The sequence below is a fragment of the Desulfuribacillus stibiiarsenatis genome, from assembly GCF_001742305.1.
Classification (GTDB): domain Bacteria; phylum Bacillota; class Bacilli; order Desulfuribacillales; family Desulfuribacillaceae; genus Desulfuribacillus_A; species Desulfuribacillus_A stibiiarsenatis.
Map to the genome: position 1 here is coordinate 131,151 of NZ_MJAT01000038.1, position 20,245 is coordinate 151,395.

A 20,245-nucleotide genomic window follows, 5' to 3' on the forward strand; every position below is an offset into this window, starting at 1 on the left:
TATTGCTAACTACTTATTCAGTAATTAACAACACCTCTTCCCACAATATTTACTTCGGTAGTTCTACAGAAACCTCAAGGTCTGATTCACTAAGTTTCTGCATTACAATCTTCCATTTTCTTCGGAAACCTTTAATACTTTCTGTTAGACTATACAGGACTGGAATCACAACAAGCGTTAAGACCGTCGAGCTAAACAATCCACCTATGACCGCAATTGCCATTGGTGCTTGCATTTCCGCTCCCTCACCAGCACCAATCGCTAGAGGTAATAACCCTAACATCGTTGTAAGTGCCGTCATAATGATTGGACGTAATCTTGTTAGTCCAGCTTCAACTAATGCGTCCTTGACATTGTAGCCTTTGTTTCTAAGTTGATTCGCATAGTCTATATACACAATCGCATTATTCACTACAATTCCAATGAGGATAATAATCCCTATGAAGGCAGTAATCCCAAAGGAAGACCCTGTCGCTAGTAACCCTACAATGACACCAGTAATCGCTAACGGTAACGACACCATAATAATCAATGGCTGAACTAAGGACTCGAATTGACTTGCCATCACCATATATACGAATACAATCGCAAGTACCATCGCCAACAGTAAGGCGCCAAACGCGTCGCCCATCATTTCAGAACCACCAGCTAATTTTACCGTAGTAATGCCTGTGTCGATTTGTAAATCACTAACCATGCTCTCGATTTCTTTCTGCACCTTTGACGTGATATCTCCTAATGACTCTCCTTCAAAAGTAGCCGTAATGATCAGCGGTTGTTGCTGATTCTCGCGAACGATGGTAATCGGGCCAGTGCCTCTCACTACTTCCCCTAAGTCCTTAAGAGCAACTTCTTGACCTGTAGGAGTAGCAATCATTAAACTCTCAATTGCTTCTTTCGAGTTTGAAATATCTTTGAATTGAACTTTTACATTGGTTCCAAGTATTGTACCTGCTAGCTTTCCTTGTAAAGAATTATTCACAAAGGAAGCTACTTGATACGTCGTTAAGCCATATTTAAATGCCGCTTCTTTGTCTACGATAAATTGATACTCTGGTTTCCCTGTTTCTAGACTGTTTGTAATACTATTGATTCCAGTAATGGATTCCAAGCGTTGTTCTAGTTCTTGTCCGTACTCTCCAATTAAAGTAGCATCTTGACCAAGAAGTAGGACCTCTACTGTATTCTGGGCGCCGCTCATGCTTTGCATAGAATTACTTAGGTTAAATGTAAGCTCGGCTCCATTTTTGAGGGACTCAACCTTTATTTCAAGATCTTTCATTACTCTTTCTGTTGCAGTACTACGTTCTTCAGCATCGACAAGCTTTACTGTAATACTTGCTGTATTCTCTGCACTTCCTGCCATCGAAGACATGAACGGATCATCATTTCCGATAGTAGCTGTTACAACATCAATATCTTTCATTGCTAGTGCTTCAATTTCAATCTTCTCCACAACGTGTAAAGTACGATCAAACAGAGTTCCTTCAGGAAGCTTTACATCAATCGAGAACATACCCTCATCCTGCGCAGGGAGAAATTCAGTTCCTACCTTAGGCACTAAAGATAAAGAGCCTACTAACAGTACCATGACGATAAACAAAGTAACAAGTCGGTTATTTAACACCCAATGAATCGTGTTTCTATAGAATTTATTGTGTTTGGTCTCCCGTACCTTGTTGCTATTGAGTAATAACCCAGCAAGAGTTGGCACGACTGTCAGCGCAACAGCCCACGAAGATAATAGAGCAAAGGTCACTGTCAAAGCTAGCTCTTTAAATAAATCTCCTACTAGCCCTCCAACAAACACGATTGGCAAAAACACGGAAAGTGTTGTCAGCATTGATGCCGTTACCGCACTTCCTACTTCCATCGTACCCTCGATAGCTGCCTCTTTACGCATCTTTCCTTTCGCTAAATGGCGATAGATATTTTCTATAACCACAATCGCGTTATCTACTAACATCCCAACACCAAGAGCTAGCCCACCAAGGGACATAATATTTAACGTCATATTTGAAAAATACATTAACACAAATGTTGAAACGACAGAAAACGGAATCGCAATCCCTACAATTAGAGTAGATTTTAAGGAACGTAAGAACACTAGAATCACACCAACTGCGAATATACCGCCAAACAATAATGCTGTCATTACATTAGAAACTGCTTGTTCGACAATTTCTCCTTGGTCATTAGAAACAACAAAGTTTAAATCCTTATAATTTGTTTGAAGCTTATCTAAGCGCTCTTTTGTATTGTTCGAGACACTTACTGTATTAGCTGTACCTTCTTTTTGAATACTAATTAATAAGCTTTCTTTCCCGTTATTACGAGCTATCGAGCTGACCTCAGTCTTCGCTATTACTACTTCTGCTACCTCATATAACGAGACAACCTTCATTCCTTCTTGTGAAGGAACCACACTGACTGGTAACTGTTTCAATGTATCAATAGAATCAAGTTTACCTATGACTCGGAGATTTAACTTCTCATTTTCCTCTTGTATTACACCACCCGGAAAGGTTAAATTGTTCCCTTGAATAAGCTGGATAATATTTGCTTGCGTAAGATTATGCGCCTTTAGTTTATCTGCATCAAGATTGACAAGAATCTCTTCGCCAAAACCACCTGTAACACTCACGCTAGCTACGCCTGCAATGCTTTGAAGCTGGGGTACTATCACATCATCCACTAACGCTTGGACGTGTTCAATTTCCTTGCCATTGGATACAGCAATCTGCATAATTGGCATCATCGTAGGATCGAACTTTACAATCATTGGCTTACTTACTCCATCAGCCAGTTGAAGTAATCCGAGACGAGAGCTAAGATCCTCGCGCACTTCTGACATATCCATTCCCCAATCGAATTGAGCGATTACGACAGAAGAGTTTGAACTACTTCTTGACTGCAGCGATTTGAGCCCTTGCGTCGTGCTGACGATTTCCTCTATAGGTTTCGTAACCATATCCGTAACTTCTTCAGGGCCTGCACCAGAGAATGTCGTCATGACCGCTACCACTGGTGGGTTAATATTGGGCATTAGATCTAATTGTAATCCTGTTAACGAAACGAATCCTAAAATTAGCACTAGGCACATAATCATTATAGTAGTAACAGGATTCTTGACTGCAAAATTAGGTATTCTCATGATGTTTTTATTCCTCCTGATGTTTTTTAATAATTGTTGCAAGTTTCTCTGATACCCGTACTAAGCTTTCTAATTCACCGTCTTCTAATTCCGATAAGAAAGTCGTAATCATTTCTAATCGTTTCTCCTCACACTGCATTACAACTTGTTTCCCTTTTTCCGAAAGGTGTAAGAAAATTACTCTTCTATCACTTTCATCACGGTCTCTACATATGAATCCTTGATTATACAAACGTTCGACCATGACAGTAATTGCACTTGGTTTTACCCCAAATATGTTTGCCAATTGCGTACTGGTAGTGCGCTGTTTCTTATGAATCATTCTTAGCAGATAGAATTGCTCCCCGGTAAGTCCAGGTTCTAACTGATCTGTAATTTTTGATAATATCCTCATGGATTCAAGCATCGCCGTCTCAAGTCGATCACAGGAATCGATAATTTTGTGTTGGTCCATACTCTACCTCCTTCACACAATTTTCACTATATAATATTTAAACTGTTTAACTATCTAGTTAACATAATATAAATATACGGTGCGCAAATCAATGTTAAATAATTTCCATATCTTTTGCATAACAAAACCCACCTGGTAAGAAAAAGGTGGGTTCGATAATGTTTATTCAATTCTTATTTAGCTTTGAACTTTCGAATCAGTTCTTGTAGCCACTCAGCCATTTTCGAAAGGGCATTAGCAGGTTCGAATACTTCTTGCATTGTAGCTTTTATATTTATTACTTTACTAGATTTTCTCCACCCTCAGCCCTTGATGTGAAAAAATGGTCTTGTGCAGCTTCTTCAATTTCTTCAAATGCCCAGTGTGTTGCTGGAACATCCTTGAATCTTGGTGTTGCAACTCCAAATAACGGACCTCGGTCAAACATACGGTTAATTATTTTAACAGCCTGTGCACGAGTTAAGGCGCTTTGCGGACGGAAGGTTCCGTCTGTAAAACCAGTAATTATTCCTGCATCTTTATTAGCTGCAATTTCTTTTATAGCCCAATGACCGATTATATCACTAAATGCGTTATTGTTTATTGTTTGTTCTTTTATAGAAAGTTGTTTATAGCGCGCCACAACTACTGCCATTTGAGCTCTTGTAATTTGTTCAGAAGGGTTGAAGTTACCATTATCGTCCCCTGTCATTAACCCTTTTTCTTGCATACATGCAATGGCACCTGATGTCGGATGAGCCACTGATACATCTCTAAATGGTGCTTTTGTAGCTTTTTGTGTTTCATCATAGCCTAAGATTCGAGCTAGCATTAACGCCATTTGAGTCCTTGTAATCTGTTCATTTGGCTTAAACGAACCATCCGTGAAACCTTTAATATATGCTTGATGGAAGTTTTGTGCAAAGCCTTCCAAATGGAGAATCGTAAACGTACTGAATTTGTTTACCCCAAACTCTATACCTAACTGACCCTCTTTGTATTCAACATTTTTCCCTTTTTCTAGACGTTTTTCACCATCACTATGCTCTATGAAAATAAAGAGTTCATTTAAGAATTTGGATCGTTCTGCATCATTAGTTGGTACCTCGAGATCACGTAATGGTAATACTAGAGTAGTTGGTCTGCCTTGCATGTTCGTCTCAATCGTCATCGGTCTTGAAATAACTGCAATGTTATCATTATTTGCAACTTCTTTTACGATTTGCTCCACTCTTGCACGACTTTCCACTTCTTTGCGTTGTGATTCTTCTTTAATCGGAATGACACGGAAGAATAGGTCATTTAAGAAATTATCCATCGACCCATGTGGAATGATAATTCTCACATTTTCAGTAAAAATTTCAAGATTGATATTTTTATCGCCGATTTCTTTCGTTGCTTCTTTTGGTACGTTAATATTAACTTGACCCACTTCATCTTTGGTATCTTGTATCATAATTCGTGCTGTTGATTGATTTGCTTCGATAATGCTTTGAACCGTATCCTTCATTTTTTCTTGATTTAATGTAACTTCGTCCTTTACCTTACCTTCTGGATCTATCGTGCGAGTAATTGGCGTTTCCGAAACAGTTGAACCGGAACCTACATTACCTGTTTGAACAGGTACAGTAATCACTTGTGGAGCAGGTATCGTAGTTACTTGAGAACCAGTTTGACTAGGCGTAACACTGCCACCACTTCCACTACTAGATGGAATTGCAGTCCACTTCGCATAGAGCGTTACGTTTGCTGTTCCTATTGGGAATGTTGCTCCGGCAACATAATTCGTTCCGCTTCCATCTGCTGCTGTGTTCCACCCAGCAAACGTGTAACCGGTTTTCGCTAAACTTCCATTGTTGCTTTGTACTGTTACCGGCGCTCCTTGCTCGTACAATTCACTATCGATTGGGACACTTCCTCCTGTGTTCCCATTGCCATTGTAGGTTACGGTATAGGCTGGAAGAGTAGGACTCACAACCACTGCCACTACATTTGATGCTGTCTCTGTCGTCGTTCCATTAACTCCACTTTTCGTATTTGTCACTACTACATAGTAATACATTGTTCCCACTGTCGATGTTGGCGCACTGTAACTCGCACTTGTCGCTCCCGTAATTATTGTTCCTCCAATAGTACTGTTTGTGCTATTGCTATTCCACTGGTAACTTAACGTACCTCCATCACTTACACTTGCCACGACACTTAATACTGGGCTCGTTGCTCCTTCGTTTACTGTTGTTCCTATTGGTTGTGTGACTATTGTCGGCGTTTCGGCATTCACTAATGCATTCACCGTTACTTCTACAGTACCAGTGTTGCTTCCATCTTGTGTTGTGACAGTAATCGTTGCTGTTCCTACTCCAACCGGCGTTACTTCGCCACTGCTACTCACCGTTGCTATTGCCGTATTTGAACTGCTCCATACCACACCCTTATTTGTTGCATCAATTGGTGATACTGTAGCTGTCAGGGAAACTGGGGCTCCCCCTTCAATCAAAGTTAACGTGCTTGGATCGACCGTGACTCCTGTAACGGATACCGTAGGTACCGTTACCTTTCGTATTCGGTTGTTATTAGAATCCGTTATATACAAATTCCCATTACTGTCAACTATCACTCCATATATGCTTCTGAATTGTGCCAACGTCGCCGTTCCTTCATCTCCTGAATAGCCATAAATACCCGTTCCCGCCACAGTACTAATCACACCGTCTGCTGCTGATACTTTACGTATTCGATTGTTTTCTGTATCTGCGATATAAAGATTTCCATGGCTGTCTACCGCTACTCCATGTGGGGATTTTAAATTTGCCGAAGTTGCCGCTTCTCCGTCCCCAGAATAATCCGGGGTGCCAGTTCCCGCCACCGTAGTAATCACACCGTCTGTTGCTGATACTTTCCGTATTCGATGGTTACTTCTATCTGCGATGTAAAGATTCCCATGGCTGTCTACCGCTACTCCTCTTGGGAAATTCAAACCCGCTTGATTTGCCAATCCTCCATCTCCCGAATAGCTATAACTACCCGTTCCGGCCACAGTAGTAATCACACCGTCTGTTGCTGATACTTTCCGTATTCGATTGTTAGATGAATCTGCGATGTAAAGATTACTAAGGTTATCTACCGCCAGTCCTCTTGGAGCTCGCAATTCAGCTGAAGTCGCCAATCCTCCATCTCCCGAATAGCCGCCATAATAGTCATCCAAATCGTCTCCAGTATTTGTTCCCGCGACTGTACTAATTTTACCGTCTGTTGCTACTTTCCGTATTACATGGTTCATAGTATCCGCTATATACAGATTTCCACTGCTGTCCAACGCTACTCCATTTGGGGAGCTTAAATTAGCCAATGTTGCCGCTTCTCCGTCCCCAGAATAACCCGAGGTGCCCGTTCCGACCACTGTACTAATCACACCGTCTGTTGCTGATACTTTCCGTATTCGATGGTTATAAGTATCCGCTATATACAGATTTCCTTGGCTGTCTACTGCTACTCCATGTGGGGAATTTAAATTTGCATTTATTGCCGGAGCATCGTCCCCAAAATAACCCTGGGTATCCGTCCCAGCCACAGTAGTAATGATATCGCTGCTTGTTGCATATGTTTGAACTCTCCAATCAGGAGAAAATTGCGAAATTACATTCGTAACCATCAAAAAGATTAGCAGGAGGGAAATGACCCTCTTTAACAGTTTTTTCATATTGATTTCCACCTTTCAGTTTTATATTGTTAATTTTTTACATCTATGTTGTAAAACCTCCTTCATTCCTATTTAGCCTAATTACTATATAAGACGCATCTTACAAAAATCTTAAATAAGGTGGTTATGCGATACTTTTGCAAAAAGAGTCAAAAAAGCTGTCCCACTAACTAAACTGGGACAGCTCTTTCATCTTTTCAAAAGGTAACACAATCGTAATCTTAGTGCCAACTGATGGTTTACTACTAATGTGAAGCGACGTACCGAAAAAGTACTTCAGTCGCTGGTTAATATTTTTCAAACCTACACTTCTACTCTCTGTTTCTTGAGTCAGCAAGCGTTCAACCTTTTCTTGTTCCATCCCGATGCCATCATCCTCTATGATGATACTACATTCTCCGTTGCTTGTCTCAATAAGTAATTTTATCGTGCCACCAATTTTCTTTTTACTAATGCCATGGCGGATTGCATTTTCAACTAATGGTTGAATAATCAATGGTGGAATGTTCAAATGTATGTCTGACGGAATATCAACTTCGAACTTTATTTTATTCTTAAATCGCGCTTTTTCAATTTCAACATAAGCATTTATAAGATTTAGTTCCTTTTGAAAAGGAATGAACTTGTTCGTATTACTAAAATCAAAGCTTCCTCGTAAATAGTCAGCCAAATAGGCAACAACTTCTCTTGATTTTTCAATATTCGTATAGCTCAAGGATGAGATTGTATTTAATACGTTAAACAAAAAATGCGGTTTAATTTGTGATTGTAAAAACGCAATTTCTAAAGTAGTGGCTTTCCTTGAAGATTGCTTCATCATGAGTAAATTGTCAACCCGAGCTTGTAGTTCTGCTAAGTCAAATGGCTTCGGCAAAAAATCATTTGCGCCTGCCTGGAATGAAGCAAGCTTTTCCTCTGTATGGTGACTAGCTGTTACCATAAGAATCGGCATTTCAATGACACTGTACATCTTACGAATATGCGTACATACTTCGTATCCTGACATACCTGGCATCATTAAATCTAAAATAACGAGGTCTATTTTTGCTTGCTTTATTTGTTCAAGGGCTTCTTCTCCATTTTTCACAGCAATCACATGGTATTGTTCAGACTCTAGCAGTTCAATTAAAATCTTTAAATTCGAAAAATTATCATCTACAATTAGAATTGAAAACTTTCCTTCATGCTTTGAAATATAAGGAGTTTCAATCATATATTCAACTAAAAACCTATTCTCTTTTTCAAGGTCATTGGCTACAGCTACTAATTTTGAAGTATCTTGTAATTGAGCAATTGGAAGTGAAAAGATAAAGGTAGTTCCTACCCCTACTACTGAGCGAACTGCAATTTGACCACCTTGTATTTCTAAAAGCTGTTTTACTATACTAAGACCTAAACCAGCACCTTCTGTTGCTTCAACTTGAAAAAATGGATTAAAAATATCATTCAATTGCTCTTGATCCATCCCAACTCCCGTATCCGCAATCGAGACTTCGATTCCTTCGCCTTTAATATTCGCGCTTATCCGCACCTCTCCCATACTGGTATATTTAATTGCATTATCAAGTAGATTACTAACGATTTGTCGAAATCGTATTTCATCCGCCAACACATATGGGATTGATTTTGGTATATCATTTATTAATTGAATTTCTTTTTCCTTTGCAATGAACGAAAACACTTTTAACAAAATATCAACTGTTCCATGGATATCAACTGGTACGTATACAATCCTTAATTCGCCTTGTTTTAATTTCTCTAAATCAAGAACATCATTAACTAGAGTTGATAACCTTTTTGCAATCCCTACAATCAACGATAGGTTTTCTTTTTGCCCATCCGTTAAATTTTCTTGCGGATTATTAAGCATAGATTGAGATATATTTTGGATTCCATGTAATGGTGTTTTAAATTCATGAGACGTTTTTGCCAAAAATTCATCCTTTAATTTATCAACTTTAATTAATTCTTCTGATAACGAAGCGACATTTTTAAAGGCATTTGAAAAACGTAGCGACAATAGTAAAGCTAGCATAAGAATAAATATAATCGTTTCAAACGGAAAATAAGGTGGTACCGTTTTACCGAACATATTTAACATATGAGTCATTGAATAAATACTCATCATCGTAACAGCAATGATTAAATACCATGTTCCTTCTTTCTTCTCTAAGGCGGCTAACATGAATATATATGTGAAATATATGGAAGTGCATACTACATATATATAGTTGAAATAATGTACGTAATAGGGGACATAGGTCGGAAAGATCACTTGATATAATAAAAAGAGTGCCCCGATTAAAACCCCAAAACAAACTATCCGTATTGAAGTAAGCGTTTTATAGGTGTAGTAAAGATAAAGATATAAGACAATATTCCCCACTAAGGCACTAGCAAACTGTGTCCTTAAAACAAGACCATATGGCATATCCGGGAACAACAAATATAAAATTTTCTCACCATGTAACGATGAAAAAAGACTTATAGATAAACTATATAAAGCAAAGATAAGTAAAGATTTGTCTTCCCTTCTTTGGAAATATAAACCTATTAAATATAACCCCATAACAAATAATGCTGTTACCATTACAAAATCGTGCATGAGAAACATATCTCGCAAGTGTGAAATTTGTCTCTCTGTCCCAAAATAGATTGGACTAGCAATTCCTCCGCCCGCCATATAATGATAATTTGCCACTTGCACAATTAACTCGTTCATCCCATCTTTTAGCGGAAAATAGCTCACATAAGGTGTGTTTTCTGGATCGTAGTTTCTCTTATCTCCTGGAACACCACTACCACCAACAACTTCACCGTTGAAATACATTCGATTGGACATTCGAATAATATTTGTTTTTAATCCAAATACTTCTCCCTCACGATCCGTATGAATCTGCAATCGGTAAGTAGCCTGACCAAAATCAGATAAAACATCATCAGTATCGTTTGGCCATATACTCGGTACGTCAACATAGTACACATCCATATTATCACGACTAAAATCAATAGGATGCAGTAGACGATTCGGATAAAATTCCCATTCCCCTTTTAAATGGATAGGGAGTTCCCCTTCAAAATCCCACCCAATAAAATCTATAATCCCTTCAGTAGCACTTGGTACAAACTTCTCATCTTTATCTGTTACATATGAAAGAGTTTGATACATACCAACATAAAGAAGAACACAGAAGAATAATACAATAAGTTTTTTTCTCATTTCTCTTTTCTCCTATTATGTTTATGATTCATTGATTATTTGTTGTAACATCCGCTTCGTTTGTAAGGATGGTTCAATCCCTAATTCTTCTTGTAATACTTGCACAAAGTTATGATAAACTATTAAGGCTGCTGTACGATTTTTCATTTCTAAATGGATTTTAATTAAACGTTGACAGATCTCATCTGAATAACGAGAAAGTTCCATCTCTTTTTCTGTATACTCAAGAAATTTTTCAATTTCACCTAAGCCGTTATAAAATTTGGCAAGTTGATTATTTACTGTATATATATTTTTACAAATGTATTGACGCTTCTCTTCAGCCCAACTATAGCCCGACTTCGCCATATACTCATCTTTGTAAATATCCAATATTTTTTCAAATAGATGTTTATTTTCTTGACTTATATTTTCGATAGTATTATTAAGATTCTTCCATTCTATTAAATCACATTTAAAATTTAATAGATTGATATAGTAACAACTATCTTTTTTCATGATTACATTCTCAAACCCATGTTCTTTAAACGTACTTCTTAAATAAGATATGTTCGTATAAAGACTCGTTCTCGCTTTATCTACAGGTACTTCAGGCCACAATGTATCTATGATACGGTCTCGTTCGACTAAGTTTCCTTCAAAGTGAATAAGGTAGGCACACAACTCTCTTACTTTATTCGTTTTCCAAGTAAGGGTTTCATTTTCATCATGGCTATAAACATCAAAGTGGCCAAAACATCGAATTGAAATAGATGAGTCTTTTGGTTTATGTTTATTAGTTGCATGTAATATACGACGTACCGACTGATGAAGACGCGCTTTTGTAACAGGTTTTAGTATGTAGTCCAGTGATTCAATTTCAAACGCCTCCACTGCAAAATCCATATGCGCAGTAACAAATATAATCTTCGTTTGTTCATTCATTTCCTGAACTCTTCGCGCAAATTCCATACCAGATATTTCTGGCATTTCAATATCTAAGAATACTGCATCTATTATTTCAACCTTCAGACGTTCAAGTGCTTCAACAGGATCAGTATATCTGCCACTAACCTCAATTTCCTCAAACTCCGATAATAATATCTCTAATATATCAAGACCTGTTTCCTCATCGTCGATTAATAAGACTTTACGCATATAAGACTACCACCTTCCCAACTAACATTTTACTTCTTTTTCTGGGCTTTTGATATTTATTGAAAACATTTTCTATTTTACTTTAAAATGCTTCGATTCGTTCCCACGAGCAAAAAAGGAAAGACACTAGTCCTTCCTCCGACTTTCCAACATAGTATTTACATGTTCACATTATGGTCTTTAATCACGTAATATCTTTACTAGAAAACTTCTTAATAGCTAGTGCTACAAATCCGAACATGTACAAGGCGATATATACAAACATCCATACACTTGCGGGCTCACCACTTCCAGACATACTAGCACCCGCCATGGCAGAACCTGCAAGCTGAGAATTCGGAACCATAACGCGTTCCATTGTACTATAAATCGTTTGGAAAGGTGAAATCAAGCTAATAAAGATTCCCGTTCCAATGATTGAGTTGTTGTTCAGGTACTGTCCAATCATTTCAACCATACCACCAACATTGCCTAGAATATAAATGAAAATCATTAAAATCCCATTGGATACGGTTTTAAAGAATACCGATCCAAACAATGTTACACAAACAAGTGCGGCTGGAAGCAGAAGATATAGCAACCATCCTTTCATGATTTGAAAGAAATTCAAACTAGTGATTGTACTTAGGTCAAACAATGCTCCAATAACTAAAATGGAGAAAAACAATACTGTTGCATACGCACAAGCTAGAATTACCAATCCGCCAAGCTTACCAAGAATGTACTGATAGCGGTGAATTGGGCGAGTGAGAATCCCTTGAATGAGTCCAGAATCTAATTCTGAAGCCACTGCACCGGCTCCCAGCATAATCGTTAATAGTGCTATTAACATGGAGGAAAATTGAAAGCCCATTCTCGTAACCATTTGAATCGCAAACGGTCTAAACTGGTCTCCCATACCATGAGTCATTGAAGAATTGGGAAGATAATTGAGCATAATTGTCCAAAAAGCCAAGTACAAAACTGTAACAATACCCATTACCAAAAACGTTTTTTTACGCACTGCTTCCTGAAGTGTCATGATTATGATTGCTTTAATGGTAAACCCTCCTCGCCAACAATCTGCAGAAACACAGTTTCAAGGGTTTCTCGATGTGGTGTTAACTCATAAAGTGTTACCCCATCTGATGTAAGACTAGTAGCAAGAGAAGGAATCTGCTCGTAATCGTTTAATAATATTGTATAGCTGCCATCCGCAAGCTTTTGTAGTGAATCAAATTGTTTTTTTAGCTTTGCAACCAATTCTTCCGTAAGCCCTTTCGCCCGGATTGTTAACAAGATTTTATTCATTAGTAACTCGTCCATCCGTGCTGATTTCACTACGGTTCCTTTATGAATGATTGTTACACTGTCACAGACTGCTTCTACTTCGCTTAAAAGATGACTATTTAAAAAGACGGTCATCCCTTCATTTCTTAAGGAAACAATAATGTCTCTGACATCTCTGCGCCCGATTGGATCTAGTGCAGATGTTGGCTCATCAAAAAATATCAGTTCTGGATTCGAGAGCAGCGCACTGGCCAAGCCAATACGCTGCTGCATACCCTTACTATACGAACCTACTTTATATTTTTCTTGTCCTTCTAGACCTACTAGCTTCAATACCCTGTTGACTTGTTCTTTCGTATTATTAATCTTGATGATTTGGGCGTGGAAGTTGAGCAAATCTAGGCCCGTCATCCAATCCTGGTAACGGAAAAGTTCTGGAAGGTAACCCATCTTCTGTCGCGCAGAAACATCGCCAAGCGGTTTACCAAGTACCGTTCCACTCCCAGACGTCGGAAATACAAGACCTGTTAATATCTTAATGCAAGTACTTTTCCCCGCACCATTACGTCCGAGGAATCCGTACACCTGCCCAGCCTCTACGGAAAGGTTGATTTTGTCACAAGCCGTTTTGTCTCCGTATTTTTTCGTAAGATTATGTGTTTCGATAATCATTAACGGACACTCCTAGCGATTTTTGTTAACTCCGCATCCGTCTTATTGCCAATCATCCCATACATAATACCGTCTTTCGTCCAGATCAATACAGAAGCGTTCTCTAGGTTTGGCATCTCTTGTATCGCTTTTTCATGCGCTTCTTTCATTGCAACAAGTTCTTGCTCATCGTGTTTGCTCATGAACTTTTGTTTCATTTCATCGATAGATGCTTTGTGCGACTTATTACCCGTTAAAGAATCAATAGCTGTATTATGTGATTCTGGCGCTACCATATTTTTCGACATCGTTTCATTAAGTGCCTTAAAATCAGCCAAAGTATAGATGTAACCGTTATTTGCGCCCAAATCTACTTCTCTTCCGAACCCAACTAGGACAGGAAGATAAATGTCAGAACTGTCTTGCTCGATTTTAGCAAGTTGTTGGCGGATATTGGTAGGGATTATAGGCAAATTGGTCATTACATTATGCAGCTCATCCTTCAAAGCCTTAGGTGCATCTAAATAGGATTTCTGTGTTGCAAAAAATAGCAATTCTTCATATTTAGCGTACGCACTATCTGAAGATACCATAGTCAGTTCAACATTTCTCAGATTATCGGAAAGCTGTTTCGAACTATTCAACATTCTTAAGACTTCATTCGAAGCATCTACGTCAATAGTAAATGTTGTACTTACAGAGCCAACTGCAGTAATCTCAGGCTTTTCTGATTCTAAGTCTCGAGGTAAGCGAAGTTTGAATGCATCAAAATCATCAGCGTCTGTTAATTTTGATACCTCATGCTCTGATTTTGAAACAACGTTAATTAGAGGTTTATGCTCAAATTCCTTTCCGTCAAAGCTTTTTTTAAGATTAGAAATTGTTTGCATGCCCTCTTCTAAATCAGCTAGTGTAATTTTAATTGATTTTACATCGTTTACGCGAAAAATTGATAAAAAGTCTAGCGCAAGTGTTTGCACTGGTTGTACAAACATAACAAGTGCCATCACAAGTGCTATTGAAGTAGAGATAACGAATTTACGTTTCATTAACTATCAACCCTTTCATTGTTTTGTTCTAACCTATTATTGACCATAATTGTGTCCTAAATATGCCCTCATGTAATTATTTTTTCAAAGGTAAGCTAACGATAAATGAGGAACCACAACCAACCTCACTGGTGAAATCAATCTCCCCGCCATAAATCTCCACAATTTTTTTGACAATTGCTAAACCAAGGCCGCTTCCTTCCTTAGAATGAGATTTATCAGCCTGAAAAAACTTTTCAAAAATTCGTTGTTGGTCGATTTCTCTTATTCCAATACCATCATCCCTAATCTCAATCACTACTTTGTCTAGCGTCTTTTTCGCTTCTATGAAAATTGTTCCGGATTGATTTGAAAATTTGATTGCATTATCTATTAAATTCAACCATATCTGCTGGATCAGGGCTTCGTCACCAAAGTAAACTATTTTCTCAAGATTAATATCAAATTCTATATTCCTATTGGACCATTTTTCGTCTAATAAGACGATCGTCCTGCGAATCTGTTCATCTATAGAAAATGGCTTCGTGCTTTCTGGAATAAATTGATGATCCAGCTTTGAAAGTCTTAGCATATTCGAACTTAAATGGCTCAGCCTTTTTGTCTCTTCTATAATAATGTTTGTATACGCCTGATAATTCTCTTCCGATATATTCTTATCCTGGAGCATTTCAGCGAACCCTTGTATAGAAGCAATTGGTGTTTTCAGTTCATGGGATACATTGCTGATAAAATCTTTTCGAAGGTATTCCATATTTCCAAGTTCTTGCGTCATTAAATTGAAATTTCGTGCCAAAACCCCAATTTCATCGTTGCTTTTATAGTCTATTTTCATTGAAAAATTACCCTTCGCAACCTCTTTTGTTGCATCACTAATTCGGATAATTGGATTAGAAATCTTTCTAATCGCGTAATATAAAAGGCCACTTCCTAAGGCTACACATAAGAGTAACGTGACCAACATATATCTACCAAATAGCACATGTGCTTGATTTATGCTCATATCCTCATGGTAATGGAATGCTAGGAAAAGTACCGTCATTAGACCAAAAGAAACAATGCATGACAGGAATACAATTCCAATGGCTATCAAGGTCCCCTTCGCACGAATTGAATTTGAGATTTTTTTAATCATAATTTTTCTCCGCCTTGTAGCCTAGTCCTCTGATTGTAATGATTGTGAACTCCGGCCGGTCCTCAAATTTTTTACGCAGCTTTTTAATGTGGCTATCCACCGTTCGCTCGTCAACGTCTGTGTCCATTCCCCAAATTTCATCTATTAGCTGTTGCCTAGTAAAAATTCGCTTTGGATAGCTTAACAATTTAAAAAGCAATAGAAATTCTTTTTTTGGAAGTTCCATTTCGATACCAGGCCCATTTATGCTCAATTTATCATAGTCGAGTACAAGTTCTCCTATGACAATTTTGTGTTCATTCGCAATTTTAGCTCGTCGTAATAAAGCAGCTACCCTTAGAACCATCTCGTTCATATCGATAGGCTTCACCATATAATCGTCAGAACCTAGCCTAAAACCTTTTTCCTTGTCCGAAAAGGCTTCCTTGGCGGTAACCACCAAAATTGGCATGGTATATTTCGCTTCTCTAAGACTTTTAATAAGCTCAAATCCATCCATTTTTGGCATCATAATATCACAGATAATTAAATCGACATGTTGTTCTTCAATAATTCCAAGGGCTTCACGGCCATTTTCTGCTTGCAAAACTTTATACCCTGCTTGTTCTAAACGAGTTTTCATTAACATCAATAAATTTTTATTGTCCTCAGCTACCAATATTTGAAACATAGCAAACCTACTTTATCGGAAACATTATTCTCAGAGCAAACTAACAGACGGATGGGTAAAATCCTCTCAATCAAACTCTAGTTTAAAAATGTGACCTCAATGTGACCATAGCTAAAAAAATGTAACCGCTTAATAACATGGTGCCTTACAATTTAATATGATCCATGTAATAATACCTTTAAATACATTTATAGTTAGAGTTTTTCAAGTTTTTCAAGTTTTTCAAGTACTCTAAGCTCTACGATGGAGGTATTATTCATGGATGAAATAACCCAAGTAAAAATCCAGTTCCGTAAGGAACAGTGGTCAAAGCTAATAATGGAATGCCAAGATAAATACTCTTTCATCTATTTCATGTTTATGAAGAGTTTCTTTAATTTCAAGAATAAGAGTCTCTAAGTCTTTTAATTCACGATCTCTCATATTAATACTATTAACCTTTTTGTAAGCTAAAAAAGTGGATGTTGATATATTTTTACTAGTTTCGATTAATGATATTAAATTTGTCTTCTTCTCTATATAAACATCGTTTTCCATCAACCGTCTCTCCTCGCTAAATATTTTATATTATAGCAAAATAAAACGTCGAAAATAGTCGAGTTATGTCGCAATAACTAAATGTTTTAGTTTTTTAGTTCTATAATTATAAAAATCATTTTAATTAAAGTGCTCTCTATAAGTAAAATAGGAAAGCCTACTATAATACTTTCCTAGTAGACTTTCCTATTTACTACCTCTTTGCTTTCCATGATTTAAACTATTATAAGTGCTTCTCTAACTTGTTTTCTTTTTCTTGCCCTCTTTTTTATTTTTTATCCATTGATTGTCTTTGATTGTGTAAACGGTCCTCTTACTATGAATACCATCCCTAACCTCTTTCCAATATTTCTCAGCACACTTTTATCAATATAGCCCCTATCCTTAATCTCTATCTGTGGTGGTATAAATAGTTTGAGGCTTTATTTTGAATTGCACTTTAATCAACATACGTATGCCCGATGTTATTTCTGTTTGTCAGACCAAAGTTTGCCATCGCTTCCTTTCGGCAAGGATACCTTTTCAATTAAGAATTGTACTTGGCATTATCAACCCAAGCTCGGCACTTTCACCCGTTTGAATGTGCCCATACTGGGCGCATGAAATATCGCCAACCACAATAAAGTGATTGGCGAGAAAAAGATATCAGTACTCTTCCTGTTCAATTAAGTGGGGCGACAATACTTTACTTTACTTTATTTTATTTATGGCTGTTTTAATTAACATTATTTCTACTGTATTGCTATCCTAAATGTTGAATACATATTTTTTGAAAATGCTGAATTTTCATCAAAAGGTGCTGGAAAAGCTAAAATTTGAAAAGGCAAATTATTCATCTTTGATGGTGGTAGATAAATATCATATACATTCGTCTGCCCTGGTTCAACTGAGGCATAGTTGACTAATTTGTTTTCTATTTGAACTTGCTGCCAATCATATAAAGCTATTAACGAGTAATCTAACTTTTGATTATTCATATTTCCAACTAACAAATGTACCGGGGAGTCTCCTTTTTTCTCAAATAATAATTCATGCTTTATATTAGATTGGCTTAAGAATACTTCCTCTAATGCTTTAGAGTTAGTTGATACTGGCTTCAGATATTTTTTTTCAATTAAACCATCATTTTCGATTAAATATCTCAAAACAAATGTATTTTGATCATTTAATGATTTTTTAAGATTATTTCCATTACTAGTAGAATCAGGATTTCTAACTATAATTATTGCTAACTCTTTTGTATTTTTAGGGATTTCAGCATTTATTTCAAAATTTATTGCTGAATTTGGATTTATTTTAACAGAATGGTTGTTTGACAATTCATTAGCTACCCAAAATTTTTGTTGTATGAAATCAGTAAATAACATTATCATATATGTACTTTCTTGATCTAAATAATGGCCTATCGATAATTTTTTAATAAAAGTATTCTCTCCGTTATCTATGAATTTAGCATCATTAATTTTCCCATCTAAATCATATAACCCGAAGGTAATAGTTTTACTCCCAGGTCCAGTAACCCCTGGAATTTCATTTTTAAAAGTAGCATCAGAAAGTTCACTATGTTTACATGCAGATAAAACAACTAGAGCTAGAACAACAACTAGTATACAAATAAATAATTTTTTAACCCTCATAAGAACCTCCAATAAGTTAATCTGTATGATTTTCCCAACAAATCTACTAATTTGAATAATTATACTTCAGATTATTTTATATTAAAAAATATTTTATTAGTATCAATGTAACGAATATTCCCCATCAGAGCTAGCCTTTATGCTTGATCTGATGAGGAATTTTTCTAATTAATATACCATATATTAAATGTTGGACAATCCTTACATTATATGGGGTTTATAGAACTATAAAACAGCAGGAACTTAATATACCCAAGTCCATTGATCCTGATTATATGCATCTTGATATCCTTGATGTTTCCATACATTGTTCGCATATGCGAGTCCAGGTGGATCACCTATATGATTCGCTCCACGCAAATATGACACTTCAATACCAGAATAAGTAGCATGAGTATTTGTGTCTGTACCACTTTCCTCCAAATAACCATTGCAATATATCCTAGCCCTAGCCTCTATATAATCGATAGTTACAGATGATTGGGATATTGCTTTACACCAATATCTTGCTAGCCACCAAAATGGTTTCCAACAATCATTATTATGAGTTACATATGGAGCAGAGGAGGCAAGAAATATTTCACTTTTACTATTTCCTATCATATTAATGGTCCCATTTGAAGATTGATCTTCTTTTTCCAAATACTCATTCCATGACTTAATAAGCTGTTCAGTCGGTACTTTTAATACCCTACTTAACTCATTAAAGTCTTCATTTTTTAAAACTTTTAATGAATGTTTTTCTTCAATTTGGCTCGCCATCTCTAATATACTATTAAGTTCCTTGCTAGAATAGTTTGTTATTTCTAATATATTTTCATATTCTTTAGAACTTATTTCTTGGCCTATCGTTTTTCCATTAACAATGTGCCCTTGTAAAACAATAGTTAATGATAGTGCTATTAAGATAAGCTTTTTAAAATGTTTTCTCATTTTATCACCTCAAATTATATTTTTACTGCAGGAAATACTGGCCAGTATTTCCTGCAGTTTATCATTTATCCTATTTTTTGTAAATACATATATTTTTTTCCTTTAATCCATATATTTAGTAAATGCATTTTTTTTATAGTTTTTTATAGTTCTATTGTAACCGCTTAATAACATGGTGCCTTACAATTTAATATGATCCATGTAATAATACCTTCAAATACATTTATAGTTTTTAGAGTTAGAGTTTTTCAAGTTTTTCAAGTACTCTAAAGCGTACGATGGAGGTATTATACATGGATGAAATAACCCAGGTAAAAATTCAGTTTCGCAAGGAACAGTGGTCAAAGCTAATAAGAGAATGTCAAGATAGTGGAATGACCGTACGAAATTGGTGTAAGCAAAAAAGCATCAACGAAGCGTCTTACTACTACTGGCTGAAAAAAATTCGAAAAGAAGCTTGTAAACAACGACTTTCGATTACACATGTGGATCAAAAACCAGTGGAGTTTGCAAAACTATCATTCGACACAAGACCCACGCAAACACTAGGCTTCATCACCATTCATTTTCCGATTGCAACAGTAGAAGTAAAAGAAGGTACTTCTAAAGAAACACTTGAAACTGTTTTGCTAGCTTTAAAATCTATATGCTAGGCGACATCACAGTAGCAAAGGAAATCTACTTTGCCTGTGGCTATACAGATATGCGCAAATCGATAGACGG

14 protein-coding genes are annotated in these 20,245 nt (G+C 36.7%); 1 reads left to right on the forward strand and 13 read right to left on the reverse strand.

What is annotated here, in order from left to right; genetic code table 11:
* Positions 1-49 precede the first annotated feature (49 nt).
* From BHU72_RS13840 to BHU72_RS13900, 13 genes are all read right to left on the reverse strand, one after another.
* On the reverse strand, positions 50-3,154 hold the full coding sequence (locus tag BHU72_RS13840; protein WP_069703213.1) for an efflux RND transporter permease subunit: 3,105 nt from the start codon (positions 3,152-3,154) through the stop codon (positions 50-52).
* A 7-nt stretch (positions 3,155-3,161) separates the two neighbouring features.
* On the reverse strand, positions 3,162-3,608 hold the full coding sequence (locus BHU72_RS13845; RefSeq protein ID WP_069703214.1) for a MarR family winged helix-turn-helix transcriptional regulator: 447 nt from the start codon (positions 3,606-3,608) through the stop codon (positions 3,162-3,164).
* 277 nt (positions 3,609-3,885) lie between these two features.
* Positions 3,886-7,287, reverse strand: coding sequence for an NHL domain-containing protein (locus BHU72_RS13850; RefSeq protein ID WP_069703215.1), 3,402 nt, complete (start codon positions 7,285-7,287; stop codon positions 3,886-3,888).
* Between the two features lie 166 nt (positions 7,288-7,453).
* Positions 7,454-10,507 (reverse strand): ATP-binding protein, encoded by a 3,054-nt coding sequence (locus BHU72_RS13855; protein ID WP_069703216.1) that lies wholly within the window; start codon positions 10,505-10,507, stop codon positions 7,454-7,456.
* Between the two features lie 21 nt (positions 10,508-10,528).
* Positions 10,529-11,644, reverse strand: coding sequence for a response regulator (locus BHU72_RS13860; RefSeq protein WP_069703217.1), 1,116 nt, complete (start codon positions 11,642-11,644; stop codon positions 10,529-10,531).
* 184 nt (positions 11,645-11,828) lie between these two features.
* Positions 11,829-12,665 (reverse strand): ABC transporter permease, encoded by an 837-nt coding sequence (locus BHU72_RS13865; protein WP_083248491.1) that lies wholly within the window; start codon positions 12,663-12,665, stop codon positions 11,829-11,831.
* 2 nt (positions 12,666-12,667) lie between these two features.
* Positions 12,668-13,585: an ABC transporter ATP-binding protein gene (locus tag BHU72_RS13870; RefSeq protein ID WP_069703218.1), complete on the reverse strand. Its 918-nt coding sequence runs from the start codon at positions 13,583-13,585 to the stop codon at positions 12,668-12,670.
* Positions 13,585-14,613 (reverse strand): hypothetical protein, encoded by a 1,029-nt coding sequence (locus BHU72_RS13875; RefSeq protein WP_069703219.1) that lies wholly within the window; start codon positions 14,611-14,613, stop codon positions 13,585-13,587. The genes BHU72_RS13870 and BHU72_RS13875 overlap by 1 nt, the downstream gene beginning before the upstream one ends.
* A 76-nt stretch (positions 14,614-14,689) precedes the next feature.
* Entirely contained in the window at positions 14,690-15,745 is a 1,056-nt protein-coding gene (locus BHU72_RS13880) for a sensor histidine kinase (protein ID WP_069703220.1), read from the reverse strand.
* Entirely contained in the window at positions 15,738-16,415 is a 678-nt protein-coding gene (locus BHU72_RS13885; RefSeq protein ID WP_069703221.1) for a response regulator transcription factor, read from the reverse strand. The genes BHU72_RS13880 and BHU72_RS13885 overlap by 8 nt, the downstream gene beginning before the upstream one ends.
* Positions 16,416-16,727: 312 nt before the next feature.
* The gene (locus BHU72_RS13890; RefSeq protein ID WP_069703222.1) at positions 16,728-16,952 is read right to left on the reverse strand and encodes a hypothetical protein; all 225 of its coding nucleotides are present in this window, start codon (positions 16,950-16,952) and stop codon (positions 16,728-16,730) included.
* Between the two features lie 731 nt (positions 16,953-17,683).
* Positions 17,684-18,589, reverse strand: a complete 906-nt coding sequence (locus BHU72_RS13895; RefSeq protein WP_069703223.1) for a hypothetical protein — start codon at positions 18,587-18,589, stop codon at positions 17,684-17,686.
* A gap of 243 nt (positions 18,590-18,832) precedes the next feature.
* The gene (locus BHU72_RS13900; protein WP_069703224.1) at positions 18,833-19,522 is read right to left on the reverse strand and encodes a hypothetical protein; all 690 of its coding nucleotides are present in this window, start codon (positions 19,520-19,522) and stop codon (positions 18,833-18,835) included.
* A 293-nt stretch (positions 19,523-19,815) separates the two neighbouring features.
* Between BHU72_RS13900 and tnpA the strand changes: the two genes are divergently transcribed.
* Complete coding sequence (tnpA, locus tag BHU72_RS13905) at positions 19,816-20,175, forward strand: IS66 family insertion sequence element accessory protein TnpA (RefSeq protein ID WP_069703225.1); 360 nt, start codon at positions 19,816-19,818, stop codon at positions 20,173-20,175.
* Positions 20,176-20,245 lie beyond the last annotated feature (70 nt).

Excerpts from the sequence above, each read along its gene's own strand:
- BHU72_RS13840 (WP_069703213.1), bottom strand. The coding sequence starts at position 3,154 with ATGAGAATACCTAATTTTGCAGTCAAGAATCCTGTTACTACTATAATG.
- tnpA (WP_069703225.1), top strand. The coding sequence starts at position 19,816 with ATGGATGAAATAACCCAGGTAAAAATTCAGTTTCGCAAGGAACAGTGG.
- BHU72_RS13855 (WP_069703216.1), bottom strand. The coding sequence starts at position 10,507 with ATGAGAAAAAAACTTATTGTATTATTCTTCTGTGTTCTTCTTTATGTT.
- BHU72_RS13865 (WP_083248491.1), bottom strand. The coding sequence starts at position 12,665 with ATGACACTTCAGGAAGCAGTGCGTAAAAAAACGTTTTTGGTAATGGGT.
- BHU72_RS13890 (WP_069703222.1), bottom strand. The coding sequence starts at position 16,952 with ATGGAAAACGATGTTTATATAGAGAAGAAGACAAATTTAATATCATTA.
- BHU72_RS13870 (WP_069703218.1), bottom strand. The coding sequence starts at position 13,585 with ATGATTATCGAAACACATAATCTTACGAAAAAATACGGAGACAAAACG.
- BHU72_RS13880 (WP_069703220.1), bottom strand. The coding sequence starts at position 15,745 with ATGATTAAAAAAATCTCAAATTCAATTCGTGCGAAGGGGACCTTGATA.
- BHU72_RS13900 (WP_069703224.1), bottom strand. The coding sequence starts at position 19,522 with ATGAGAAAACATTTTAAAAAGCTTATCTTAATAGCACTATCATTAACT.
- BHU72_RS13895 (WP_069703223.1), bottom strand. The coding sequence starts at position 18,589 with ATGAGGGTTAAAAAATTATTTATTTGTATACTAGTTGTTGTTCTAGCT.
- BHU72_RS13875 (WP_069703219.1), bottom strand. The coding sequence starts at position 14,613 with ATGAAACGTAAATTCGTTATCTCTACTTCAATAGCACTTGTGATGGCA.
- BHU72_RS13845 (WP_069703214.1), bottom strand. The coding sequence starts at position 3,608 with ATGGACCAACACAAAATTATCGATTCCTGTGATCGACTTGAGACGGCG.
- BHU72_RS13860 (WP_069703217.1), bottom strand. The coding sequence starts at position 11,644 with ATGCGTAAAGTCTTATTAATCGACGATGAGGAAACAGGTCTTGATATA.
- BHU72_RS13850 (WP_069703215.1), bottom strand. The coding sequence starts at position 7,287 with ATGAAAAAACTGTTAAAGAGGGTCATTTCCCTCCTGCTAATCTTTTTG.
- BHU72_RS13885 (WP_069703221.1), bottom strand. The coding sequence starts at position 16,415 with ATGTTTCAAATATTGGTAGCTGAGGACAATAAAAATTTATTGATGTTA.